This window comes from Pseudomonas pseudonitroreducens, assembly GCF_021603645.1.
GTDB classification, from domain to species: Bacteria; Pseudomonadota; Gammaproteobacteria; order Pseudomonadales; family Pseudomonadaceae; genus Pseudomonas; species Pseudomonas pseudonitroreducens.
Genome location: NZ_BQHJ01000001.1, coordinates 49,576 through 68,223 on the forward strand (window position 1 = coordinate 49,576; position 18,648 = coordinate 68,223).

General features: G+C 66.2%; 15 protein-coding genes. 12 read left to right on the forward strand and 3 right to left on the reverse strand.

The genetic code is table 11. The features are described 5' to 3' along the window. The first annotated feature begins 107 nt into the window (after window positions 1-107). The 3 genes from L6D89_RS00245 (at window position 108) to L6D89_RS00255 (ending at window position 4,223) form a co-directional block, all read left to right on the forward strand. On the forward strand, window positions 108-1,772 hold the full coding sequence (locus tag L6D89_RS00245) for a GMC family oxidoreductase (RefSeq protein ID WP_236198395.1): 1,665 nt from the start codon (window positions 108-110) through the stop codon (window positions 1,770-1,772). A 410-nt stretch (window positions 1,773-2,182) separates the two neighbouring features. Beyond that, the gene (locus L6D89_RS00250; RefSeq protein ID WP_236198396.1) at window positions 2,183-3,805 is read left to right on the forward strand and encodes an MFS transporter; all 1,623 of its coding nucleotides are present in this window, start codon (window positions 2,183-2,185) and stop codon (window positions 3,803-3,805) included. 133 nt (window positions 3,806-3,938) lie between these two features. Further along, window positions 3,939-4,223 (forward strand): hypothetical protein, encoded by a 285-nt coding sequence (locus tag L6D89_RS00255; protein ID WP_236198397.1) that lies wholly within the window; start codon window positions 3,939-3,941, stop codon window positions 4,221-4,223. Window positions 4,224-4,436: 213 nt separating this feature from the next. On the opposite strand, the gene L6D89_RS00260 is transcribed toward L6D89_RS00255, so the two are convergent. The 3 genes from L6D89_RS00260 to L6D89_RS00270 all read right to left on the reverse strand — a co-directional run bounded on the left by L6D89_RS00260 (window position 4,437) and on the right by L6D89_RS00270 (window position 7,158). Beyond that, complete coding sequence (locus L6D89_RS00260; RefSeq protein ID WP_236198398.1) at window positions 4,437-4,826, reverse strand: hypothetical protein; 390 nt, start codon at window positions 4,824-4,826, stop codon at window positions 4,437-4,439. 117 nt (window positions 4,827-4,943) lie between these two features. After that, window positions 4,944-6,566 (reverse strand): methyl-accepting chemotaxis protein, encoded by a 1,623-nt coding sequence (locus L6D89_RS00265; protein ID WP_236198399.1) that lies wholly within the window; start codon window positions 6,564-6,566, stop codon window positions 4,944-4,946. 154 nt (window positions 6,567-6,720) lie between these two features. Continuing rightward, on the reverse strand, window positions 6,721-7,158 hold the full coding sequence (locus L6D89_RS00270) for a YqaA family protein (protein WP_236173171.1): 438 nt from the start codon (window positions 7,156-7,158) through the stop codon (window positions 6,721-6,723). A 205-nt stretch (window positions 7,159-7,363) separates the two neighbouring features. Here L6D89_RS00270 and L6D89_RS00275 point away from each other — a divergent pair, with 205 nt between their 5' ends. The 9 genes from L6D89_RS00275 (at window position 7,364) to lysS (ending at window position 18,583) form a co-directional block, all read left to right on the forward strand. Continuing rightward, a complete protein-coding gene (locus L6D89_RS00275) occupies window positions 7,364-8,983 on the forward strand; it encodes a methyl-accepting chemotaxis protein (protein WP_236198400.1) in 1,620 nt (539 codons plus the stop codon). After that, window positions 8,958-9,464 (forward strand): chemotaxis protein CheW, encoded by a 507-nt coding sequence (locus L6D89_RS00280; protein WP_236198401.1) that lies wholly within the window; start codon window positions 8,958-8,960, stop codon window positions 9,462-9,464. The genes L6D89_RS00275 and L6D89_RS00280 overlap by 26 nt, the downstream gene beginning before the upstream one ends. After that, entirely contained in the window at window positions 9,461-10,696 is a 1,236-nt protein-coding gene (locus tag L6D89_RS00285) for a CheR family methyltransferase (RefSeq protein ID WP_236198402.1), read from the forward strand. Before L6D89_RS00280 ends, L6D89_RS00285 begins: the two co-directional genes overlap by 4 nt. Further along, on the forward strand, window positions 10,689-11,387 hold the full coding sequence (locus L6D89_RS00290) for a chemotaxis protein CheW (protein WP_236198403.1): 699 nt from the start codon (window positions 10,689-10,691) through the stop codon (window positions 11,385-11,387). The genes L6D89_RS00285 and L6D89_RS00290 overlap by 8 nt, the downstream gene beginning before the upstream one ends. After that, complete coding sequence (locus L6D89_RS00295; protein ID WP_236198404.1) at window positions 11,384-13,705, forward strand: hybrid sensor histidine kinase/response regulator; 2,322 nt, start codon at window positions 11,384-11,386, stop codon at window positions 13,703-13,705. The genes L6D89_RS00290 and L6D89_RS00295 overlap by 4 nt, the downstream gene beginning before the upstream one ends. Further along, window positions 13,702-14,709, forward strand: a complete 1,008-nt coding sequence (gene cheB, locus L6D89_RS00300; RefSeq protein ID WP_236198405.1) for a chemotaxis response regulator protein-glutamate methylesterase — start codon at window positions 13,702-13,704, stop codon at window positions 14,707-14,709. The genes L6D89_RS00295 and cheB overlap by 4 nt, the downstream gene beginning before the upstream one ends. A 24-nt stretch (window positions 14,710-14,733) precedes the next feature. Continuing rightward, the gene (locus tag L6D89_RS00305; protein ID WP_236173164.1) at window positions 14,734-15,744 is read left to right on the forward strand and encodes a response regulator; all 1,011 of its coding nucleotides are present in this window, start codon (window positions 14,734-14,736) and stop codon (window positions 15,742-15,744) included. A 119-nt stretch (window positions 15,745-15,863) separates the two neighbouring features. Then, window positions 15,864-16,959, forward strand: a protein-coding gene (gene prfB / locus L6D89_RS00310) for a peptide chain release factor 2 (RefSeq protein WP_236173163.1) whose coding sequence is annotated in 2 segments (ribosomal slippage) — window positions 15,864-15,935 and window positions 15,937-16,959 — 1,095 coding nt in all. Because the reading frame shifts where the segments join, the coding sequence is not laid out codon by codon here. A gap of 118 nt (window positions 16,960-17,077) precedes the next feature. After that, complete coding sequence (gene lysS, locus L6D89_RS00315) at window positions 17,078-18,583, forward strand: lysine--tRNA ligase (RefSeq protein ID WP_236198406.1); 1,506 nt, start codon at window positions 17,078-17,080, stop codon at window positions 18,581-18,583. Window positions 18,584-18,648: the final 65 nt, after the last annotated feature.

Below are 18,648 nucleotides of genomic sequence, written 5' to 3' on the forward strand. Positions count from 1 at the left end.
TAGAAAACGCACAGCAGGTGACTCGAAACGACTGTTCTTTTATCACGAACGAACGACTAGGCTCGTTCGTCAGAGTAAAAAGAACAAGAACGACGAGGTACTTCTCCATGCCCCAGGCACTGGATGCTTATGACTACCTGATCGTCGGCGCGGGCCCTGCGGGTTGCCTGCTGGCCAATCGCCTGTCCGCCGACCCTGCCAACCGCGTGCTGCTGCTCGAAGCCGGCGGCCCGGACAACTATCCCTGGATCCACATTCCCGTCGGCTACCTCTATTGCATCGGCAACCCGCGCACTGACTGGTGCTTCGACACCGAGCAGGTGCCGGGCCTTAACGGCCGCGCCATCAAGTACCCGCGCGGACGCACGTTGGGCGGCTGTTCCTCGATCAACGGCATGATCTACATGCGTGGCCAGGCGCTGGATTACGACGGCTGGGCCGCCGAGGGCAATCCCGGTTGGGGCTGGGGCGACCTGCTGCCTTTGTTCATGAAGATGGAGGACCACTTCGCGGGTGCCAGCGCGCTGCACGGTGGCGGCGGCGAGTGGCGAGTGGAGAAGCAGCGCTTGTCGTGGGCGATCCTCGATGCCTTCCGCGAGGCGGCGGCGCAGGCGGGGATAGCGTCGGTGGAGGACTTCAACGGCGGCGACAACGAAGGCTGCGGTTATTTCCAGGTGAACCAGCGTTCCGGAGTGCGCTGGAATGCGTCGAAGGCCTTCCTGCGGCCCATCGCCAATCGCGCCAATCTCACTGTGCTGACCAATGTCGAGGCCCTCCGCGTGCTGCTGGAGAACGGCCGCGCCGCCGGGCTGGAGGTGAACTGGCAGGGCGCGCGGCGCGAGTTGCGCGCGCGGCGTGAAGTAATCCTCTGCGCCGGGGCGATCAACACGCCGGTATTGCTGCAGCGCTCGGGTATCGGCCCGCGTGTCCTGCTGGAGAAGCACGGCATCGGTGTGCGCCATGAACTGTCCGGCGTGGGCGGCAACCTGCAGGATCACCTGCAGCTGCGGCTGATCTACCGCATGAACGGTGCACCTTCGCTGAACCAGATCGCCTCGACCCTGTGGGGCAAGATGGGCATGGGCCTGGAGTACCTGTTCAAGCGCAGTGGCCCACTGTCCATGGCGCCGAGCCAGTTGGGCGCATTCGCCAGGTCCGACCCGGGCCAGCGTTCGGCCAACCTCGAATACCACGTGCAGCCGCTGTCGCTGGAGCGCTTCGGCGAGCCGCTGCACAGCTTCCCGGCGTTCACCGCGTCGGTCTGCGACCTGCGCCCGCTGAGCCGGGGCTCGGTGACGCTGCGCTCGCTCGATCCGCGCGACAAGCCGGTGATCCAGCCCAATTACCTGAGCCACCCGCAGGACCTGCGCGTGGCCGCCGATGCCATCCGCCTGACCCGGCGCATTGCCGCTGCGCCCGCGCTGGCGCGCTTCAACCCGGTGGAGTTCAAGCCCGGCCCGGACTACCGGACCGAGGAAGACCTGCACCGCGCCGCCGCCGAGATCGGCACCACCATTTTCCACCCGGCCGGCACCTGCCGCATGGGCCAGGGCGAGGGCGCGGTGGTGGACAGCCAGTTGCGCGTGCACGGCATACCCGGCCTGCGCATCGCCGATGCCTCGATCATGCCCAGCCTGACCTCCGGCAATAGCTGCTCGCCGGTGCTGGTGATCGCCGAAAAGGCCGCGCAGATGATTTTGAGCGAACCCGCGCGCGCCGCGGAGGTCATCCCTTCCAGTGGGCGCACACAGGAGCAAGCGCCGGTGGCGTGATGGTGTGCGGCCGAAATCTGTGTGGCTCGTAGGATGGGTGGAGCGCAGCGATACCCATGCCGTAGCGGCGCGCTCATCGATGGGTATCGCTGCGCTCCACGCCATCCTACGGAACTGATGTAGAGGGTCGCTCCTACAAGGAGCTGCAAGAAACGCTATCGCGCGGTGTGAAAGCCGTGGCAGTCGAGGCTGACAAAAACAAGCTCGTAGGATGGGTGGAGCGCAGCGATACCCATGCCGTAGCGGCGCGCTCATCGATGGGTATCGCTGCGCTCCACGCCATCCTACGTATTTGTTGTACAGAGTCGCTCCTACAAGGAGCTGCAAGAAACGCTATCGCGCGGTGTGAAAGCCGTGGCAGTCGAGGCTGACAAAAACAAAAGCCCCCAGAAGGGGCAGGAGAGCCCGTAATGACCGACGTAGCACAGCCCAGCTCCTATGAGCGTCCCGCGACCTCGCGTCGCGACGAGCGCAAGGTGATCTTCGCCTCGTCGCTCGGCACGGTATTCGAGTGGTACGACTTCTTCCTCTACGGCTCGCTGGCGGCGATCATTGCCAAGCACTTCTTTGCCGGGGTCAATGACACCACCGCCTTCATCTTCGCCCTGCTGGCGTTTGCCGCCGGTTTCCTGGTCCGCCCGTTCGGCGCATTGGTGTTCGGCCGCCTGGGCGACATGATCGGGCGCAAGTACACCTTCCTCGTCACCATCCTGCTGATGGGCCTGTCGACCTTCGCCGTCGGCCTGCTGCCGGCCTACGCCACCATCGGTGTGGCGGCGCCGGTCATCCTCATCGTGCTGCGCCTGCTGCAAGGCCTGGCGCTGGGCGGTGAGTACGGCGGCGCGGCGATCTACGTGGCCGAACACGCGCCGGACCACAAGCGCGGTGCCTACACCAGCTGGATCCAGTGCACCGCGACCGGTGGCCTGCTGCTCTCGCTGGTGGTGATCTGGGGTTGCCGCCAGCTTACCGGGCCCGAGTTCGAGACCTGGGGCTGGCGCCTGCCGTTCCTGATCTCCATCGTGCTGCTGGGCATTTCCACCTGGATTCGCCTGTCCATGCAGGAGTCGCCGGCGTTCCTGAAGATGAAGGCCGAGGGCAAGGTGAGCAAGTCGCCGCTCAAGGAGTCCTTCACCCGCTGGAGCAACCTGAAGATCGTGCTGATCGCCCTGTTCAGCATCAACGCCGGGCAGGCGGTGACCTTCTACGCCGCGCAGTTCTACGTGATGTTCTTCCTCACCCAGGTACTCAAGGTGGACCCGGCGCTGTCCAACGGGCTGCTGATCATCTCCCTGGTGATCGGCGCGCCGCTGTTCGTGCTGATGGGCTGGCTGTCGGACAAGGTCGGGCGCAAGCCGGTGCTGATCACCGGGTTGCTGCTGGCCACGGTGCTGTACTTCCCGCTGTTCAAGGCGCTGACCCACTATGCCAACCCGCAGATCGACGCGGCCTCGCGGCAGGCGCCGGTCACCGTGATGGCGGACCCGGCCACCTGCACCTTCCAGTTCGATCCGGTGGGCAAGGCCAAATTCGACAGCGCCTGCGACAAGGCCAAGACCCTGCTGGTGAAGGGCGGCGTGCCCTACAGCTCGGTGGCCGCCCCGGTGGGCAGCGAGCTGGTGGTGACGGTCGGCGAGAAGCGTATCGAGGGCTTCGACGCCGCCGCGCTGGGCGCTGCGGTGAAGGACGCCGGCTACCCGACCGTGGCCGACTCCTCGCTGGTGAACCGGCCGATGGTGGTGGCCATCATCGTCGCGCTGATCTTCATCGCCACCTGCTGCTACGGCCCGCTGGCGGCGCTGATGGTCGAGCTGTTCCCGACGCGCATCCGCTACACCTCGCTGTCGCTGCCGTACCACATCGGCAACGGCTGGTTCGGCGGGCTGCTGCCGACCATCTCATTCGCGCTGGTGGTGTACACCGGCAACATCTTCTACGGGCTGTGGTACCCGGTGCTGATCACCGCGATGAGCCTGGTCTGCTCGCTGCTGTTCCTCAAGGAGACCAAGGACAACGATATTCACGCCGACTGAGCGGCGATTGACCTGGACAAGGCCCGCGCACTGCGGGCCTTGTTCGTTGTGCGGAGGTATCGCGGCGCCACGCTGTCGCTTACCCTATGCCGACTTGGCCTGCGCAGCGGGCCATTCGTATTGGAGTTCGAGCATGAGTCAAGAGATCGCCACCGTTACCGTCAGCGCCGAGCACTGGGGCCGCGAAGCCGAAGCAGTGGATAACGCCCACGTCATCATCAGCCTCAGCGCGCCGGAAGAGGGTGTGATCGAGGTGCGTTTCAACGGCCAGCTGGATGCCCCGGAAGAGCCGACGCATGTCTGCGTGACGCTAGATAACGGGTTGTCCTATTACGGTGAGATCCAGGGCGGCGAGGCAAATGAAGAGGGCGGCTGGCTGCGCTTCGAGGGCGAGCTGATCGATCTGGAAGGCTTTTGAGCGGAAAGTCCCTGCAGTGGGCCACCGCGAATCCTCCTGGCGGAATCCATTCCCAACGCTAACCCCAGGAGCAGCGCGTATCTGTAGGAGCGAGCTTGCTCGCGAACAAACCCCGCTGTGAATGACGGGTTCGCGAGCAAGCTCGCTCCTACAAAAAATGTCCAATAAAAAACCGGCCACCTGGGCCGGTTTTTCATTGCCTGTGGATAACCCTCACTGCGCCGGGATCATTCCCTCGATGCGCTTGGCGAAGGCATTGGCCAGCGGGCCATCGGCCAGCAACAACAGGTAATCGTGCTCGGACTTGGCTGCCGGCGCGATCTGGTACTTCAGGGTGCCCGAAGCCACCTGGCCGACCACCGGCACGGTCAGGGTGCCAACGCACTCCAGCACGCCACTGTCCGGGTCCTTGTCGATGATCGCCACGTCCTTCAGTTCGGCCTTGCTCAGCGCGTCGGACTGAGCGGAAAGCGCGCCGGAGAGGAAGATCTTCACCAACTGGTTCTTCACATCGTCCGACCCGCAGACCTTGGCCTCGTTGCCCCCGCAGGCGCTCAGCAGCGCGGCGGCGGCCAGCACGGCCGACAATTTCAACAGTTTCATCTATCCACCCTTGTGGCGTTCCATGATGGCCATTGGATAGGAAAAGGCCGGAATAATTCCCTGCCGGCCGCTGCCGTTTCGCTGCAATGCTGACGAAACGGCAGTAGGCCGCAGTCGTCAGACCACGAAGCGCGCCACCATGCCGTTCAGGTCCACGGCGAGGCGCGACAGCTCCTGGCTCGCCGCACTGGTCTGCGTGGCGCCGGCCGAGGTCTGGGTCGCCAGGTCGCGGATGTTCAACAGATTGCGGTCCACCTCGCGGGCGACCTGGGCCTGTTCCTCGGTGGCGCTGGCGATCACCAGGTTGCGTTCGTTGATCAGCGACATGCGTTCCAGGATCACCTGCAGTGAAGCGCCGGCCTCGCCGGTGCGGCTGACGGTACGTTCGGCATGGGCGGTGCTGCTGAGCAGGGCGGCGACGGTACGGTCGCTGCCGTTCTGGATGGCCGAGACCAGTTCCTCGATCTCGCGGGTCGAGCTCTGCGTGCGCTGGGCCAGTGAGCGCACCTCGTCGGCGACCACCGCAAAGCCGCGCCCGGCCTCGCCGGCACGGGCGGCTTCGATGGCGGCGTTGAGTGCCAGCAGGTTGGTCTGCTCGGCAACGCTGCGGATCACCTCCAGTACCTTGCCGATGTCCTGTGCCTGGTTCGCCAGGGCTTCGGCGAGGTGCGAGGCCTGGCCCACTTCGCCGGCCAGGGTGCCGATGGCGCTGGAGGTCTCGTCCACCCGCTCGCTGCCACTGCGCGCGGCGTCGATGGCCTCGCGGGAGGCGGCGGAGGTGGAGGCAGCGTTGCTGGCGACTTCCTCCACGGCGCTGGTCATCTGGTTGACCGCGGTGGCAGCCATTTCGATCTGGTCGCTCTGCTGCTGCAGCGCGCGGCTGCTTTCCTCCATCACGCTGTGCATTTCCTCGGCGGCGGACGCCAACTGGCTGGCCGAATTGCCGATGCCGCGGATGGTCTCGCGCAGGCTGTTCTGCATGTCCGCCAGGGCGTTGAGCAGTTGCGCCGGCTCGTCGCGGCCCTCGACCGTGAAACGCTGGCTGAGGTCGCCGCTGGCGATGGTCCTGGCCACGCGCACCGCCTGGTTGAGCGGTACGACGATACTGCGGGTGAGCTGCCAGGCCAGCAGCAGGGTCAGGCCGACGCTCAGCAGCAGGATTGCACTGACCACCAGCCGGCCACTCTGGTATTGCTCCACGGCGCGGTCGGCGGCGGCGCCTGCACCGTTGCGGTTGAGGTCGATCAGGGCGGTGAGGCGCTTGTTCAGTTCCGCGCCCTGCTGGGTGATGTTGCCATTGAGAATCAGCAGCGCACCGGCGTTGTCGTCCTGGCGGATCTTCTCCAGCAACTGGTCGACGAAACCGAGATAGCCGTCCAGTGCCTGGCGCAGCTCGTCGGTGCGCTGCTGCTCCTCGGCGCTGAGAATCAGCCGGCGGTAGTCGGCGAGCACCTTGTCCTTGTCCTGCCGTGCTTCGGCGATCAGCTCCAGGCTGCGCTGGCGTGCGGCGCTCTCGTGGTTGACCAGCAGGCGCATGGATTCCAGGCGGATGCGGGCGATATCCCCCGACAGCTGGTTCATGTGGTTGATGCTCAGCAGCCAGTTGCTGTCGATCTCTTCGGACGCGGCGCGCAAGGTCGAGAGCTTATACAGCGAGAACAACCCGAGAAACACCAGGAGCAGGCCCATGGCAGCGAAACCCAAGGACGCGCGGCGGCCAATACTCATGCTTCTGAACATCGTGAATTCCCTTTCTTCATCCAGTGTGTAGAGCCCATGGGCTCCGCCATGTACGCTGATGGCGCAATGATATTGCTGGGCGACATTTTTTCGCAGCAGTGGCAAAACAGGACTAGCAGACGAAAAACCTGTCCGCTTTCGGGGAGGGCAGGATTCAGACGAGCGTCAGCCAGGCCAGCGCTGCGTAGCGCCCGACCTTGGCCAGCGTGACCAGCAACAGGAAGCGCCACAGTGGCTCGCGCATGACGCCGGCGATCAGCGTCAGCGGGTCGCCGATCACCGGTGCCCAGCTCAGCAGCAGCGACCAGCTGCCGAAACGCCGGTAGTGGCGCTGGGCTTTTTCCAGCGCTGCATCGCTCAGCGGGAACCAGCGGCTGCCATGCCAGCGCTCGATGCCGCGGCCCAGCAGCCAGTTCACCAGCGAGCCGAGCACGTTGCCCAGGCTGGCCGCCAGCAACAGCGACCACAGCGGGTACTGGCCGCCCAGCAACAGGCCGACCAGCACGGCTTCCGATTGCAGCGGCAAGAGGGTGGCGGCGCCGAAGGCGGAGAGGAACAGGCCTGCATGGGCGGCCAGGGCGAGGCTGAGCATTGGTCAGGACAAAAAGGGCGAAAAGGGGGCGGTCAGAATGACAGGAACCGTCGTGCTAAAAATTTGGAATAAAGGGATGAGCTTCAGACGTCTCCAGATACTATATGTCCTATCTTGCTGAGGATTTAGTAGGAATTTACATTCGCGCGACCATGCGCCCGAATGCATCATCCGTCGGCACGCCACACATCTCCTGGGGAACGCTGTGAAGAACTGGACTCTACGCCAACGCATCCTGGCCAGCTTTGCCGTCGTCATCGCGATCATGCTGCTGATGGTGGTGATTTCCTACACCCGCCTGCTGCGTGTCGAAGCCAGCACCAAGCGGGTCAATGAAGATGCCATGCCCGGCACCTACGCCCTGACCCAGGTACGTTCGACCTGGACCGACAGTATCCTGATGACCCAGGTACTGGTCGGTCTCTCCAACGGCCAGACGCTGGATGAAAAGCACCGTCAGGAGTTCAGCGCCAACCACGACACCCTGCTCGAGCGCCTTGGCCAGTACGAGCGCACGGTGAGCGACCCGCGCGACAAGGAGATGCTCAGCCACTTCAAACAGCAGGTCAGCCAGTACGACGCCTTGCTTGCGCAGGTGCTGCAGCTGTCCGCCAGCGACCGGGAAGGCGCGCGCAAGCTGCTGCTGGAACGTCTGGAACCGCTGTGGGAAGACGGCCGCAAGACGCTTACCCAGCTCATTACCCTGAACAAGGAAATCGCCGACGCCGCGGCGTCGAATATCGTCGACGAGGTCGCCACCGCCAAGGCGATCATGCTGATTTCCCTGCTGCTGGCGATTGCCGCGGCGGCCGTCTGCGGGCTGCTGCTGATGCGCGCCATCACCGAGCCGGTGAGCCAGGTGGTCAAGGGCCTGCAGGTCATGGGCAGTGGTGACTTCACCACTCGCCTGGCAATGGAGCGCAACGATGAGTTCGCGGTGATCGAGACCGGCTTCAATGGCATGGCCGAGGAGCTCAAGGGCCTGGTATCGCAGGCGCAGCGCTCGGCCATCCAGGTCACCACCTCGGTGACGGAGATCGCCGCCACCTCCAAGCAACAGCAGGCCACCGCCACCGAGACTGCCGCCACCACTACCGAGATCGGCGCCACCTCGCGTGAAATCGCCGCCACCTCGCGTGACCTGGTGCGCACCATGACCGAGGTGTCCTCGGCCGCCGAACAGACATCCACCCTGGCCGGCTCCGGCCAACTGGGCCTGGCGCGCATGGAAGAGACCATGCACCACGTGATGGGCGCCGCCGAGCTGGTCAACGCCAAGCTGGCGATCCTCAACGAGCGTGCCGGCAACATCAACCAGGTGGTCACCACCATCGTCAAGGTGGCCGACCAGACCAACCTGCTCTCGCTCAACGCCGCCATCGAGGCGGAGAAAGCCGGCGAGTACGGCCGTGGCTTCGCCGTGGTGGCCACCGAAGTGCGCCGCCTGGCCGACCAGACCGCCGTCGCCACCTACGATATCGAGCAGATGGTGCGCGAGATCCAGTCCGCGGTTTCCGCCGGCGTGATGGGCATGGACAAGTTCTCCGAGGAGGTGCGGCGCGGCATCTCGGAAGTCGGCCAGGTCGGCGAGCAGCTCTCGCAGATCATCCAGCAGGTACAGGCGCTGGCGCCGCGCGTGCAGATGGTCAACGAAGGCATGCAGGCCCAGGCCACCGGCGCCGAGCAGATCAACCAGGCGCTGGTACAGCTCGGCGAGGCCACCGGGCAGACCGTGGAATCCCTGCGCCAGGCGAGCTTCGCCATCGATGAGCTGAACCTCGTGGCCAACGGACTGCGCAATGGCGTCTCCCGCTTCAAGGTCTGACGCCGCCAGGGCGGGCAGGCTGTACCTGCAATTCCGCCTGGGCGCGGACCGCTACGCGCTGGACGTGCATGACGTCATCGAGGTGCTGCCGGTGCCGGCGCTCAAGCGCGTGCCGGAAGCGCCGGCCTGGATCGCCGGCCTGTTCCCGCACCGCGGCGAACTGCTGCCGGTGCTCGACCTCAGCCAGCTGGCCTTCGGGCACAGCGCACCGCGCCGCACCAGCACGCGCCTGGTGCTGGTGCGCTATCGCGTCGACGAGGGCCCGGAGCAGCGCCTCGGGCTGATCCTCGAACAGGCCACCCACACGCTGCGGTGTGATCCGGCGGCGTTCCGCGACTATGAACTGGACAACGGCAGCGCCCGCTACCTCGGCCCTGTGCTGGAGGATGAGCAGGGCCTGCTGCAGCTCGTCGGCGTCGACCAGTTGCTCAGTGCCGAAGCCCGTGCGCGCCTGTTGCCGGGCGACGGAGAGCCGGCATGAGCGATCCGCGTTTCGCCCAACTGCTCAAGGAGCGCATCGGCCTGGATGCCGAGTCGGTCGGCGATGCCGTGATCGAGCGCGCGGTACGCCAGCGCTGCAACAAGGTCAGCGGCGGCAACGCCGAGCACTACTGGATGCTCCTGCAGGGCTCGGCCGAGGAAGTGCAGGCGCTGATCGAAGCGGTGATAGTTCCGGAGACCTGGTTTTTCCGTTACCCCGAATCCTTCGGCGCGCTGGCGCAGCTCGCCTCCCGACGCGTGCTGGAGCTGGCCGGGGCGCGGCCGCTGCGGATGCTCAGCCTGCCGTGCTCCACGGGCGAGGAACCCTATTCGATCGTCATGGCGCTGCTGGACGCGGGCCTCGCGCCGTCGGCCTTCCAGGTCGACGCGCTGGATGTCAGCCGCGCGGTGCTGGAGCGGGCGGAAGAGGGGCGCTACGGGCGCAACTCCTTCCGCGGCTCCAGCCTGGAATTCCGCGAGCGCCATTTCAGCGCCGACGGCAACGATTACCAACTGGCCGAGGCGGTGCGCCGCAAGGTTCGTTTCCGCGCCGGCAACCTGCTCGCGCCGGGCCTGCTGGCCGGCGAAGCGCCCTACGACTACGTGTTCTGCCGCAACCTGCTGATCTATTTCGACCGCCCGACCCAGGAGCAGGTCGTGGATGTGCTGCGTCGCCTGGCGCGCGTGGACGGCGTACTGTTCATCGGCCCGGCCGAGGCCAGCCTGATGTCGCGCATCGGCCTGCGCCCGCTGGGGGTGCCGCAGTCCTTTGCCTTCCCGTTGCAGGGGGCTGAACCGCCGCCCCAGGTGTCGCCGCCGAACTGGGCCGCGCCGGCGCCGGTTCTGCGCCCGGCTCCCGCAAAACCGGTGCCGCCGCGCCCGCGCCCGAGCGCCAGGCCCGAGCAGCCGGTCGCCGCGCCTGCCGGCAACGCGCTGGCGGAGATCGCCCGGCTGGCCAATTCCGGCCAGGCCGATGCAGCGCGGCAGCGCTGCGAGGCGCTGCTGGCCGATAAGGGCCCGGACGCCGAAGTCTTCTACTGGCTCGGCCTGCTGGCCGACGCCCAGGGCCAGGGCAGCGAGGCACAGGCGTTCTACCGCAAGGCCCTGTACCTGCAGCCCGATCATCAGGAAAGCCTGCAACACCTGGCCGCGTTGCTCGCGGCACAGGGAGACACGGCTGGCGCGCGGCGCCTGCAGGAGCGCGCGGCGCGAGGAGTGAAGCGCAATGGTTGAACGCGATGCTTCATTCATCGACAGCTCGTCCCATGACGATGACCTGCCGACAGTGGACGACTGCTGGAACCGCATCGGCGTGCGCGGTGATCGCAGCTGCGCGAAGCTGGCCGAACACATTCACTGCCGCAATTGCCCGGTGCATGCCGCCGCCGCCATCAGCCTGCTGGATCGCTACGCGCTGGGCAGCGGGGCCGAGCTGGCGCCTGTGGAAACCACGCAAGCGGCCGTCGAAGAGGGCCGCCCGCACCTGATCTTCCGCCTGGGCGAAGAATGGCTGGGCTTGCCCACCCGCGCGCTGGCCGAGGTGGCGCCCGCCTGTGTCGTGCATTCGCTGCCGCACCAGCGCTCGCCAGCGCTGCTGGGCGTGGCCAACGTTCGTGGCACCCTGGTGGCCTGCATCTCCCTCGGCGAACTGCTGGGCCTGGACAGCCGCGCGGCTGCCCGCGAAGGCGCCCGTATCGTGCCGCGCATGCTGATTCTGGCGGCGGTTGGCGGGCCGATCATCTCGCCGGTGGATGAGGTGGACGGCATCCATGAACTGGATGAGAAGGCCATCGTCGAAGCCACGTCGCAGAGCCACGCCGCCAACGACCGCTTCACCCGCGGAGTGATGCAGTGGCGCCAGCGCAGTATCCGCCTGCTCGACCAGGAAGCCCTGCTCGATGCCGCCACCCGGAGCCTCGCATGACCCCGGACCAGATGAAGGACGCGTCGATGCTGGAGCTGTTCCGCCTGGAGGCGGAGGCCCAGACGCAGGTACTGGTGCAGGGCCTGATGGCGCTGGAGCGCAACCCGACCCAGGCCGACCAGCTGGAAGCCTGCATGCGTGCGGCGCACTCGCTCAAGGGCGCGGCGCGCATCGTCGGGCTGGATGCCGGCGTGCAGGTCGCCCACGTGATGGAGGACTGCCTGGTCGGCGCCCAGGAGGGGCGGCTGCTGCTGACCTCCGGGCATATCGACGCGCTGCTGGCCGGCACCGATATCCTCCTGCACATTGCCGATGCCCAGCCCGAGCGCGCCGAACAGGCCCAGCAGGGCGTGCCGGCCATGGTCGAGCGCCTGCAGGCGCTGGTGTCTGCCAAGGCGTCCAGCCAACCTGCGCCGTCCGCGCCGTCCGCGCCGTCCGCGCCGTCCGCGCCGCTCGCCGAGCCAGCCCCGACGCCTGTCGCGCAACCCGCAGCGACTCCTGCAGCTGCGCCAGCGCCGGCCGCCGCTGCCGAGCGCGCTCCACGTCGCCGCTCCGGCGACAGTGATGAAGCGGGCGAGCGCGTCCTGCGGGTGACTGCCGAGCGTCTGAATCAACTGCTCGACTACTCCAGCAAATCGCTGGTGGAGTCCCAGCGCCTGAAGCCGCTGCTCGATTCGTTGCAGCGCCTCAAACGTATCCAGGCCAGCGCCAGTCGTGTGCTCGATGGCGCTCGTGACGCCGCCAGCACGGCCAATCTCGATGTGGAGGCGCAGGCCTATCTGGCTGATGCCCGTCGTCTGGTCGGCGAATGCCAGCAACTGCTCAGCGAGCAGATCGCCGAGCTGGACGAGTTCAGCTTCAAGGCCGGGCAGCGCGCGCAGTCGCTCTACGACACCGCGTTGTCCTGCCGCATGCGGCCCTTCTCCGACGTCTTGTCCGGGCAGGCGCGGATGGTCCGCGACCTGGGTCGCTCGCTGGGCAAGGCCGTGCGCCTGGAGGTGCAGGGCGCCGCCACCCAGGTCGACCGCGATGTGCTGGAGAAGCTCGAGGCGCCGCTCACCCACCTGCTGCGCAACGCCGTCGACCACGGCATCGAAGCCGCTGAAGTGCGCGCCCGCAACGGCAAGCCGGAAGAGGGCAGCATCCAGCTGCTGGCCCGCCATCACGCCGGCATGCTGGTGCTGGAGCTGCAGGATGACGGCGGTGGGGTCGACCTGGACCGTCTGCGCTCGGCCATCGTGCGTCGCCAGTTGTCCAGCGAGGAGACCGTGGCGCGTCTCACCGAGGAAGAGCTGCTGAGCTTCCTGTTCCTGCCTGGCTTCAGCATGCGCGAGCAGGTTACCGAAGTGTCCGGTCGCGGCGTCGGCCTGGATGCCGTGCAGCACATGGTGCGCCAACTGCGTGGCGGCATCCGCATGGAGCAGGTACGCGGACAGGGCGCGCGCTTCCACCTGGAAGTACCGCTGACGCTGTCGGTAGTGCGCAGCCTGGTCGTCAGCATTGGCGGCGAGGCATACGCCTTCCCGCTGGCGCACATCGAACGCATGCGCCGCCTGGCGCCGGACGAAATCGTCCAGCTCGAAGGCCGCCAGCAGTTCTGGCACGAGGGTCGCCATGTCGGCCTGGTCTCGGCCAGCCAGTTGTTGCAGCGCCCCGACGGCGAGGCCACGTCCGACGAGATTCCGGTGGTGGTGATCCGCGAGCGGGAAAGCGCCTACGGCGTGGCGGTGGAGCGATTCATCGGCGAGCGCACCCTGGTGGTGGTGCCGCTGGATGCCCGGCTGGGCAAGGTGCAGGACGTTTCCGCCGGCGCGCTGCTGGATGACGGCACCCCGGTGCTGATCCTCGACGTCGAGGACATGCTGCGGTCGGTGGAAAAACTGCTCGCCACCGGCCGCCTGGAGCGCATCGATCCCACCGGTCGCCTCACCGGCCCGGCGCGCAAGCGCGTGCTGGTGGTGGACGACTCGCTGACCGTGCGCGAGCTGGAGCGCAAGCTGCTGCTGGGCCGCGGCTATGATGTCGCCGTGGCGGTGGATGGCATGGATGGCTGGAACGCCCTGCGTTCGGAGCACTTCGACCTGGTCATCACCGATATCGACATGCCGCGCATGGACGGCATCGAACTGGTCACCCTGATCCGCCGCGACACCCGCCTGCAGTCGCTGCCGGTGATGGTGGTGTCCTACAAGGATCGCGAAGAAGACCGTCGGCGCGGCCTGGATGCCGGCGCCGACTATTATCTGGCCAAGGCCAGCTTCCACGACGAGGCCCTGCTGGATGCGGTGGTCGACCTGATCGGAGGAGCCCACGGGTGAAGATAGGGATAGTCAACGATATGCCCCTGGCGGTGGAAGCGATGCGCCGCGCGCTGGCCTATGAGCCGGCGCACCGCATCGTCTGGGTCGCCGCCAATGGCGCCGAAGCGCTGGAGATGTGCGCCGCGCACAAGCCCGACGTGATCCTCATGGACCTGCTGATGCCGGTGATGGATGGCGTCGAGGCCACCCGCCGGATCATGGCCCAGAGTCCCTGCGCGATCATCGTCGTCACGGTCGATCTGGAACAGAACATGAGCCGCGTATTCGACGCCATGGGCAATGGCGCGGTAGACGCGGTGAACACCCCGACCATCGGTGTCGGCGACCCCGCGGAGGCGGCCCGGCCGCTGCTGCGCAAGTTGCAGAACCTGGCCTGGCTGACCGCCCCGCGTGATACCCGCCCGAACGCCAGCGTTGCCCCGGTGCGGCGCGGGGGCGGTGCGCGCAAGCTGATCGCCATTGGCTCTTCGGCGGGCGGCCCGGCGGCGCTCGCGGACCTGTTCGCGCGGCTGCCAGCGGATTTCCCGGCGGCCATCGTGGTCGTCCAGCACGTCGACGAAGTGTTCGCCGCCGGCATGGCCGAGTGGCTCTCGACCCAATCGACGATCCCCGTGCGCCTGGCGCGCAATGGCGAGCCGCCGCAGCCCGGCTGCGTGCTGCTGGCCGGCACCAACCACCATATCCGTCTGCTCAAGGGCGGCGAGCTGGCCTACACCGCCGAGCCCAGCGGGCACATCTATCGACCATCGATCGACGTATTTTTCGACAGCGTGGTGGAGTACTGGTCTGGCGATGCCGTTGGCGTGCTGCTCACCGGCATGGGCCGGGACGGCGCCGAAGGATTGAAACGCATGCGCGAACGTGGCTTTTTGACGCTGGCCCAGGACCAGGCCAGCAGCGCCGTGTACGGTATGCCCAAGGCCGCGGCGGCGATCGGTGCCGCCGTGGAGATTCGTGCGCTGGGCGACATCGCCCGAAGACTCGCTGAAGTCTGCGCCTGAGTGCAGGCTACGGAGCCCCATCAGATGAACCCTTTGACGAGTGACTACCCCGTGAACACCCCAGGCGATTCCGCTGTGATGGTGCTGCTGGTCGACGACCAGCCGATGATCGGCGAAGCCGTGCGCCGCGCGCTGGCGGACGACCCCAGTATCGATTTCCACTTCTGCTCCGATCCGCACCAGGCCATCGCCCTGGCCATCCAGATCAAGCCCACGGTGATTCTCCAGGACCTGGTGATGCCTGGCGCCGACGGTCTCTCGCTGGTGCGCGAATACCGCGCCAACCCGGCGACCCGCGACCTGCCGATCATCGTCCTGTCGACCAAGGAAGACCCTGCTGTAAAGAGCGCGGCGTTCAGCGCCGGCGCCAACGACTACCTGGTCAAGCTGCCGGACGCCATCGAACTGATCGCCCGGGTCCGCTATCACTCGCGCTCCTACCTCGCCCTGCTGCAGCGCGACGAGGCCTACCGCGCCCTGCGCGAGAGCCAGCAGCAGTTGCTGGAAACCAACCTGGTGCTGCAGCGGCTGATGAACTCCGACGGCCTCACCGGGCTGTCCAACCGCCGGCACTTCGACGAATACCTGGAAATGGAGTGGCGCCGTGGCCTGCGCGAGCAGACCCAGCTGTCGATCCTGTTGATCGATGTGGACCACTTCAAGGCCTACAACGACACCTTCGGCCATGTGCAGGGCGACGAGGCGCTGCGCCAGGTGGCCGGGGCAATCCGTGCCAGCGCCAGCCGCCCCTCGGACCTGCCGGCGCGCTACGGCGGCGAAGAGTTCGTCATGGTCCTGCCGAATACCTCGCCTGGTGGCGCGCGCCTGCTGGCGGAGAAGCTGCGGCGCCTGGTGCAGGACCTGAACATCCGCCACGAACTGCCGACCCCGGGTTCGTCGCTGACCATCAGCATCGGCGTGGCGACCCTGATTCCCCAGGCCGGGCAGGCTTGCCGCCAGCTCATCGAACTGGCCGACCAGGCGCTCTACAACGCCAAGCACGGCGGTCGCAACCAGGTGGCCATCGCCGGCTGAACGGGCGGGGAGGGCGCGGAAACGGTGGGCGTGCTTTGTCGCAAAGCCTGAAAAGGCGACGAAAATTCACGTATACTTGCCGGCTTTTCTACGCCCTTTACCCGTGAGAGATGCCCGCCATGGAAATCCAACCGATCCTCAACAGCATCAAGGACCTCTCCGACCGTACCCAGTCGATTCGGGGGTATCTTTGACTACGATCTGAAACATGATCGTCTGATCGAAGTAAACCGCGAGCTGGAAGACCCGGCGGTCTGGAACAAACCCGAATACGCCCAGAACCTGGGCCGCGAGCGCGCCATGCTGGCGCAGATCGTCGAGACCCTCGACGAACTCACCAGCGGCCTGGCCGACTCCCGCGACCTGCTCGACATGGCGGTCGAGGAGAACGACGAAGGCGCCGTTGGCGACGTCGAGGCGGAAGTCCAGCGCCTGCGCGAAATCCTCGAGAAGCTCGAGTTCCGCCGCATGTTCAGCGGCGAGATGGACCCCAACAACGCCTACCTGGACATCCAGGCCGGCTCCGGCGGCACCGAGGCCCAGGACTGGGCCAACATGCTGCTGCGCATGTACCTGCGCTGGGCCGACAAGAACGGCTTCGATGCCGAGATCGTCGAGTTGTCCGAGGGCGAAGTCGCCGGCATCAAGGGCGCCACCGTGCACATCAAGGGCGAGTACGCCTTCGGCTGGCTGCGCACCGAGATCGGCGTGCACCGCCTGGTGCGCAAGAGCCCGTTCGACTCCGGCAACCGTCGCCACACCTCGTTCACCGCGGTGTTCGTATCGCCGGAAATCGACGACAACATCGAGATCGAGATCAACCCGGCCGATCTGCGCATCGACACCTACCGCTCCTCCGGCGCGGGCGGTCAGCACGTGAACACCACCGACTCCGCGGTGCGTATCACCCACGTGCCGACCAACACCGTGGTGGCGTGCCAGAACGAACGCTCCCAGCACGCCAACAAGGACACCGCCATGAAGATGCTGCGGGCCCGGTTGTACGAGCAGGAGATGCAGAAACGCAACGCCGCCTCGCAGGCGCTGGAGGAGACCAAGTCGGATATCGGCTGGGGTCACCAGATCCGTTCCTACGTGCTCGACCAGTCGCGCATCAAGGACCTGCGTACCGGCGTGGAACGCAGTGATTGCGACAAGGTGCTCGACGGCGATCTCAACGAGTATCTCGAGGCCAGCCTCAAACAAGGGCTCTGACGCAGAGCCCCATTGCAGGAGCGAGCTTGCTCGCGAACCCGTCCAGGAGCTTCGCGAGCAAGCTCGCTCCTACACGTATCCCCCCAATTTGATTTAGACGCCAGGCAGATAGACGACCATGAGCGACCAACAACTCGACCAGCACGAACTGCAACAGGAAGAAAACAAGCTGATCGCCCAGCGCAAGGAAAAGCTTGCCGCCGTGCGTGAAGCCAAGGCCATTGCCTTCCCCAACGACTTCCGCCGTGAAAACTACTTCGCGGACCTGCAGAAACAGTACGCCGACAAGACCAAGGAAGAGCTGGAAGCAGCCGCCATCCCGGTCAAGGTCGCCGGTCGCATCATGCTCAACCGTGGTTCGTTCATCGTCCTGCAGGACAGCAGCGGCCGCCTGCAGGCCTATGTGAACCGCAAGACCCTGCCGGAAGAGACCCTCGCCGAGATCAAGACCTGGGACCTGGGCGACATCATCGGTGCCGAAGGCACCCTGGCCCGCTCCGGCAAGGGTGACCTGTACGTCGAGATGACCAGCGTGCGCCTGCTGACCAAGTCGCTGCGCCCGCTGCCGGACAAGCACCACGGCCTGACCGACACCGAGCAGCGCTACCGCCAGCGCTACGTCGACCTGATCGTCAACGAGGAAACCCGCCACACCTTCCGCGTGCGTTCCCAGGTCATCGCCCACATCCGTCGCTTCCTCTCCGATCGCGGCTTCCTCGAAGTGGAAACCCCGATGCTGCAGACCATCCCTGGCGGCGCGGCGGCCAAGCCCTTCGAAACCCACCACAATGCGCTCGACATGGCCATGTTCCTGCGTATCGCCCCGGAGCTGTACCTCAAGCGCCTGGTGGTCGGTGGCTTCGAGAAGGTCTTCGAGATCAACCGCAACTTCCGTAACGAAGGCGTCTCGACCCGGCACAACCCCGAGTTCACCATGCTCGAGTTCTACCAGGCCTACGCCGACTACGAAGACAACATGGACCTGACCGAAGAGCTGTTCCGCGAGCTGGCCCAGGCCGTGCTCGGCAGCACCGACGTGCCCTACGGCGACAAGGTCTTCCACTTCGGCGAGCCGTTCGCCCGCCTGTCCGTGTTCGATGCCATCCTCAAGTACAACCCGGAACTGACCGCGGCTGACCTGACCGACCTCGAGAAGGCCCGTGCCATCGCCAAGAAGGCCGGCGCCAAGGTCCTCGGCCACGAAGGCCTGGGCAAGCTGCAGGTGATGATTTTCGAAGAGCTGGTCGAGCACAAGCTGGAGCAGCCGCACTTCATCACCCAGTACCCGTTCGAAGTGTCCCCGCTGGCCCGCCGCAACGACAACGACCCGAGCGTCACCGACCGCTTCGAGCTGTTCATCGGTGGCCGCGAGATCGCCAACGCCTACTCCGAGCTCAACGACGCCGAAGACCAGGCCGAGCGCTTCATGCTGCAGGTCAAGGAGAAGGACGCCGGTGACGACGAGGCGATGCACTACGACGCCGACTTCGTCAACGCGCTGGAATACGGCATGCCGCCCACCGCTGGCGAAGGCATCGGTATCGACCGCCTGGTGATGCTGCTGACCAACTCGCCGTCGATCCGCGACGTCATCCTCTTCCCGCACATGCGCCCGCAGGCGTAAGTGCCGGAACAGTGAGAAAGGCCGCCCTCGGGCGGCCTTTTTCGTTTCCGCGTGCTGGACCCGCC

What these genes read in the sequence shown, in the direction of transcription:
- L6D89_RS00245 (WP_236198395.1), top strand. Translation starts at nt 108, where the DNA reads ATGCCCCAGGCACTGGATGCTTATGACTACCTGATCGTCGGCGCGGGC.
- L6D89_RS00270 (WP_236173171.1), bottom strand. Translation starts at nt 7,158, where the DNA reads ATGCTCAGCCTCGCCCTGGCCGCCCATGCAGGCCTGTTCCTCTCCGCC.
- L6D89_RS00255 (WP_236198397.1), top strand. Translation starts at nt 3,939, where the DNA reads ATGAGTCAAGAGATCGCCACCGTTACCGTCAGCGCCGAGCACTGGGGC.
- lysS (WP_236198406.1), top strand. Translation starts at nt 17,078, where the DNA reads ATGAGCGACCAACAACTCGACCAGCACGAACTGCAACAGGAAGAAAAC.
- L6D89_RS00295 (WP_236198404.1), top strand. Translation starts at nt 11,384, where the DNA reads ATGACCCCGGACCAGATGAAGGACGCGTCGATGCTGGAGCTGTTCCGC.
- L6D89_RS00280 (WP_236198401.1), top strand. Translation starts at nt 8,958, where the DNA reads ATGGCGTCTCCCGCTTCAAGGTCTGACGCCGCCAGGGCGGGCAGGCTG.
- L6D89_RS00265 (WP_236198399.1), bottom strand. Translation starts at nt 6,566, where the DNA reads ATGTTCAGAAGCATGAGTATTGGCCGCCGCGCGTCCTTGGGTTTCGCT.
- L6D89_RS00305 (WP_236173164.1), top strand. Translation starts at nt 14,734, where the DNA reads ATGAACCCTTTGACGAGTGACTACCCCGTGAACACCCCAGGCGATTCC.
- L6D89_RS00285 (WP_236198402.1), top strand. Translation starts at nt 9,461, where the DNA reads ATGAGCGATCCGCGTTTCGCCCAACTGCTCAAGGAGCGCATCGGCCTG.
- L6D89_RS00260 (WP_236198398.1), bottom strand. Translation starts at nt 4,826, where the DNA reads ATGAAACTGTTGAAATTGTCGGCCGTGCTGGCCGCCGCCGCGCTGCTG.
- L6D89_RS00290 (WP_236198403.1), top strand. Translation starts at nt 10,689, where the DNA reads ATGGTTGAACGCGATGCTTCATTCATCGACAGCTCGTCCCATGACGAT.
- L6D89_RS00250 (WP_236198396.1), top strand. Translation starts at nt 2,183, where the DNA reads ATGACCGACGTAGCACAGCCCAGCTCCTATGAGCGTCCCGCGACCTCG.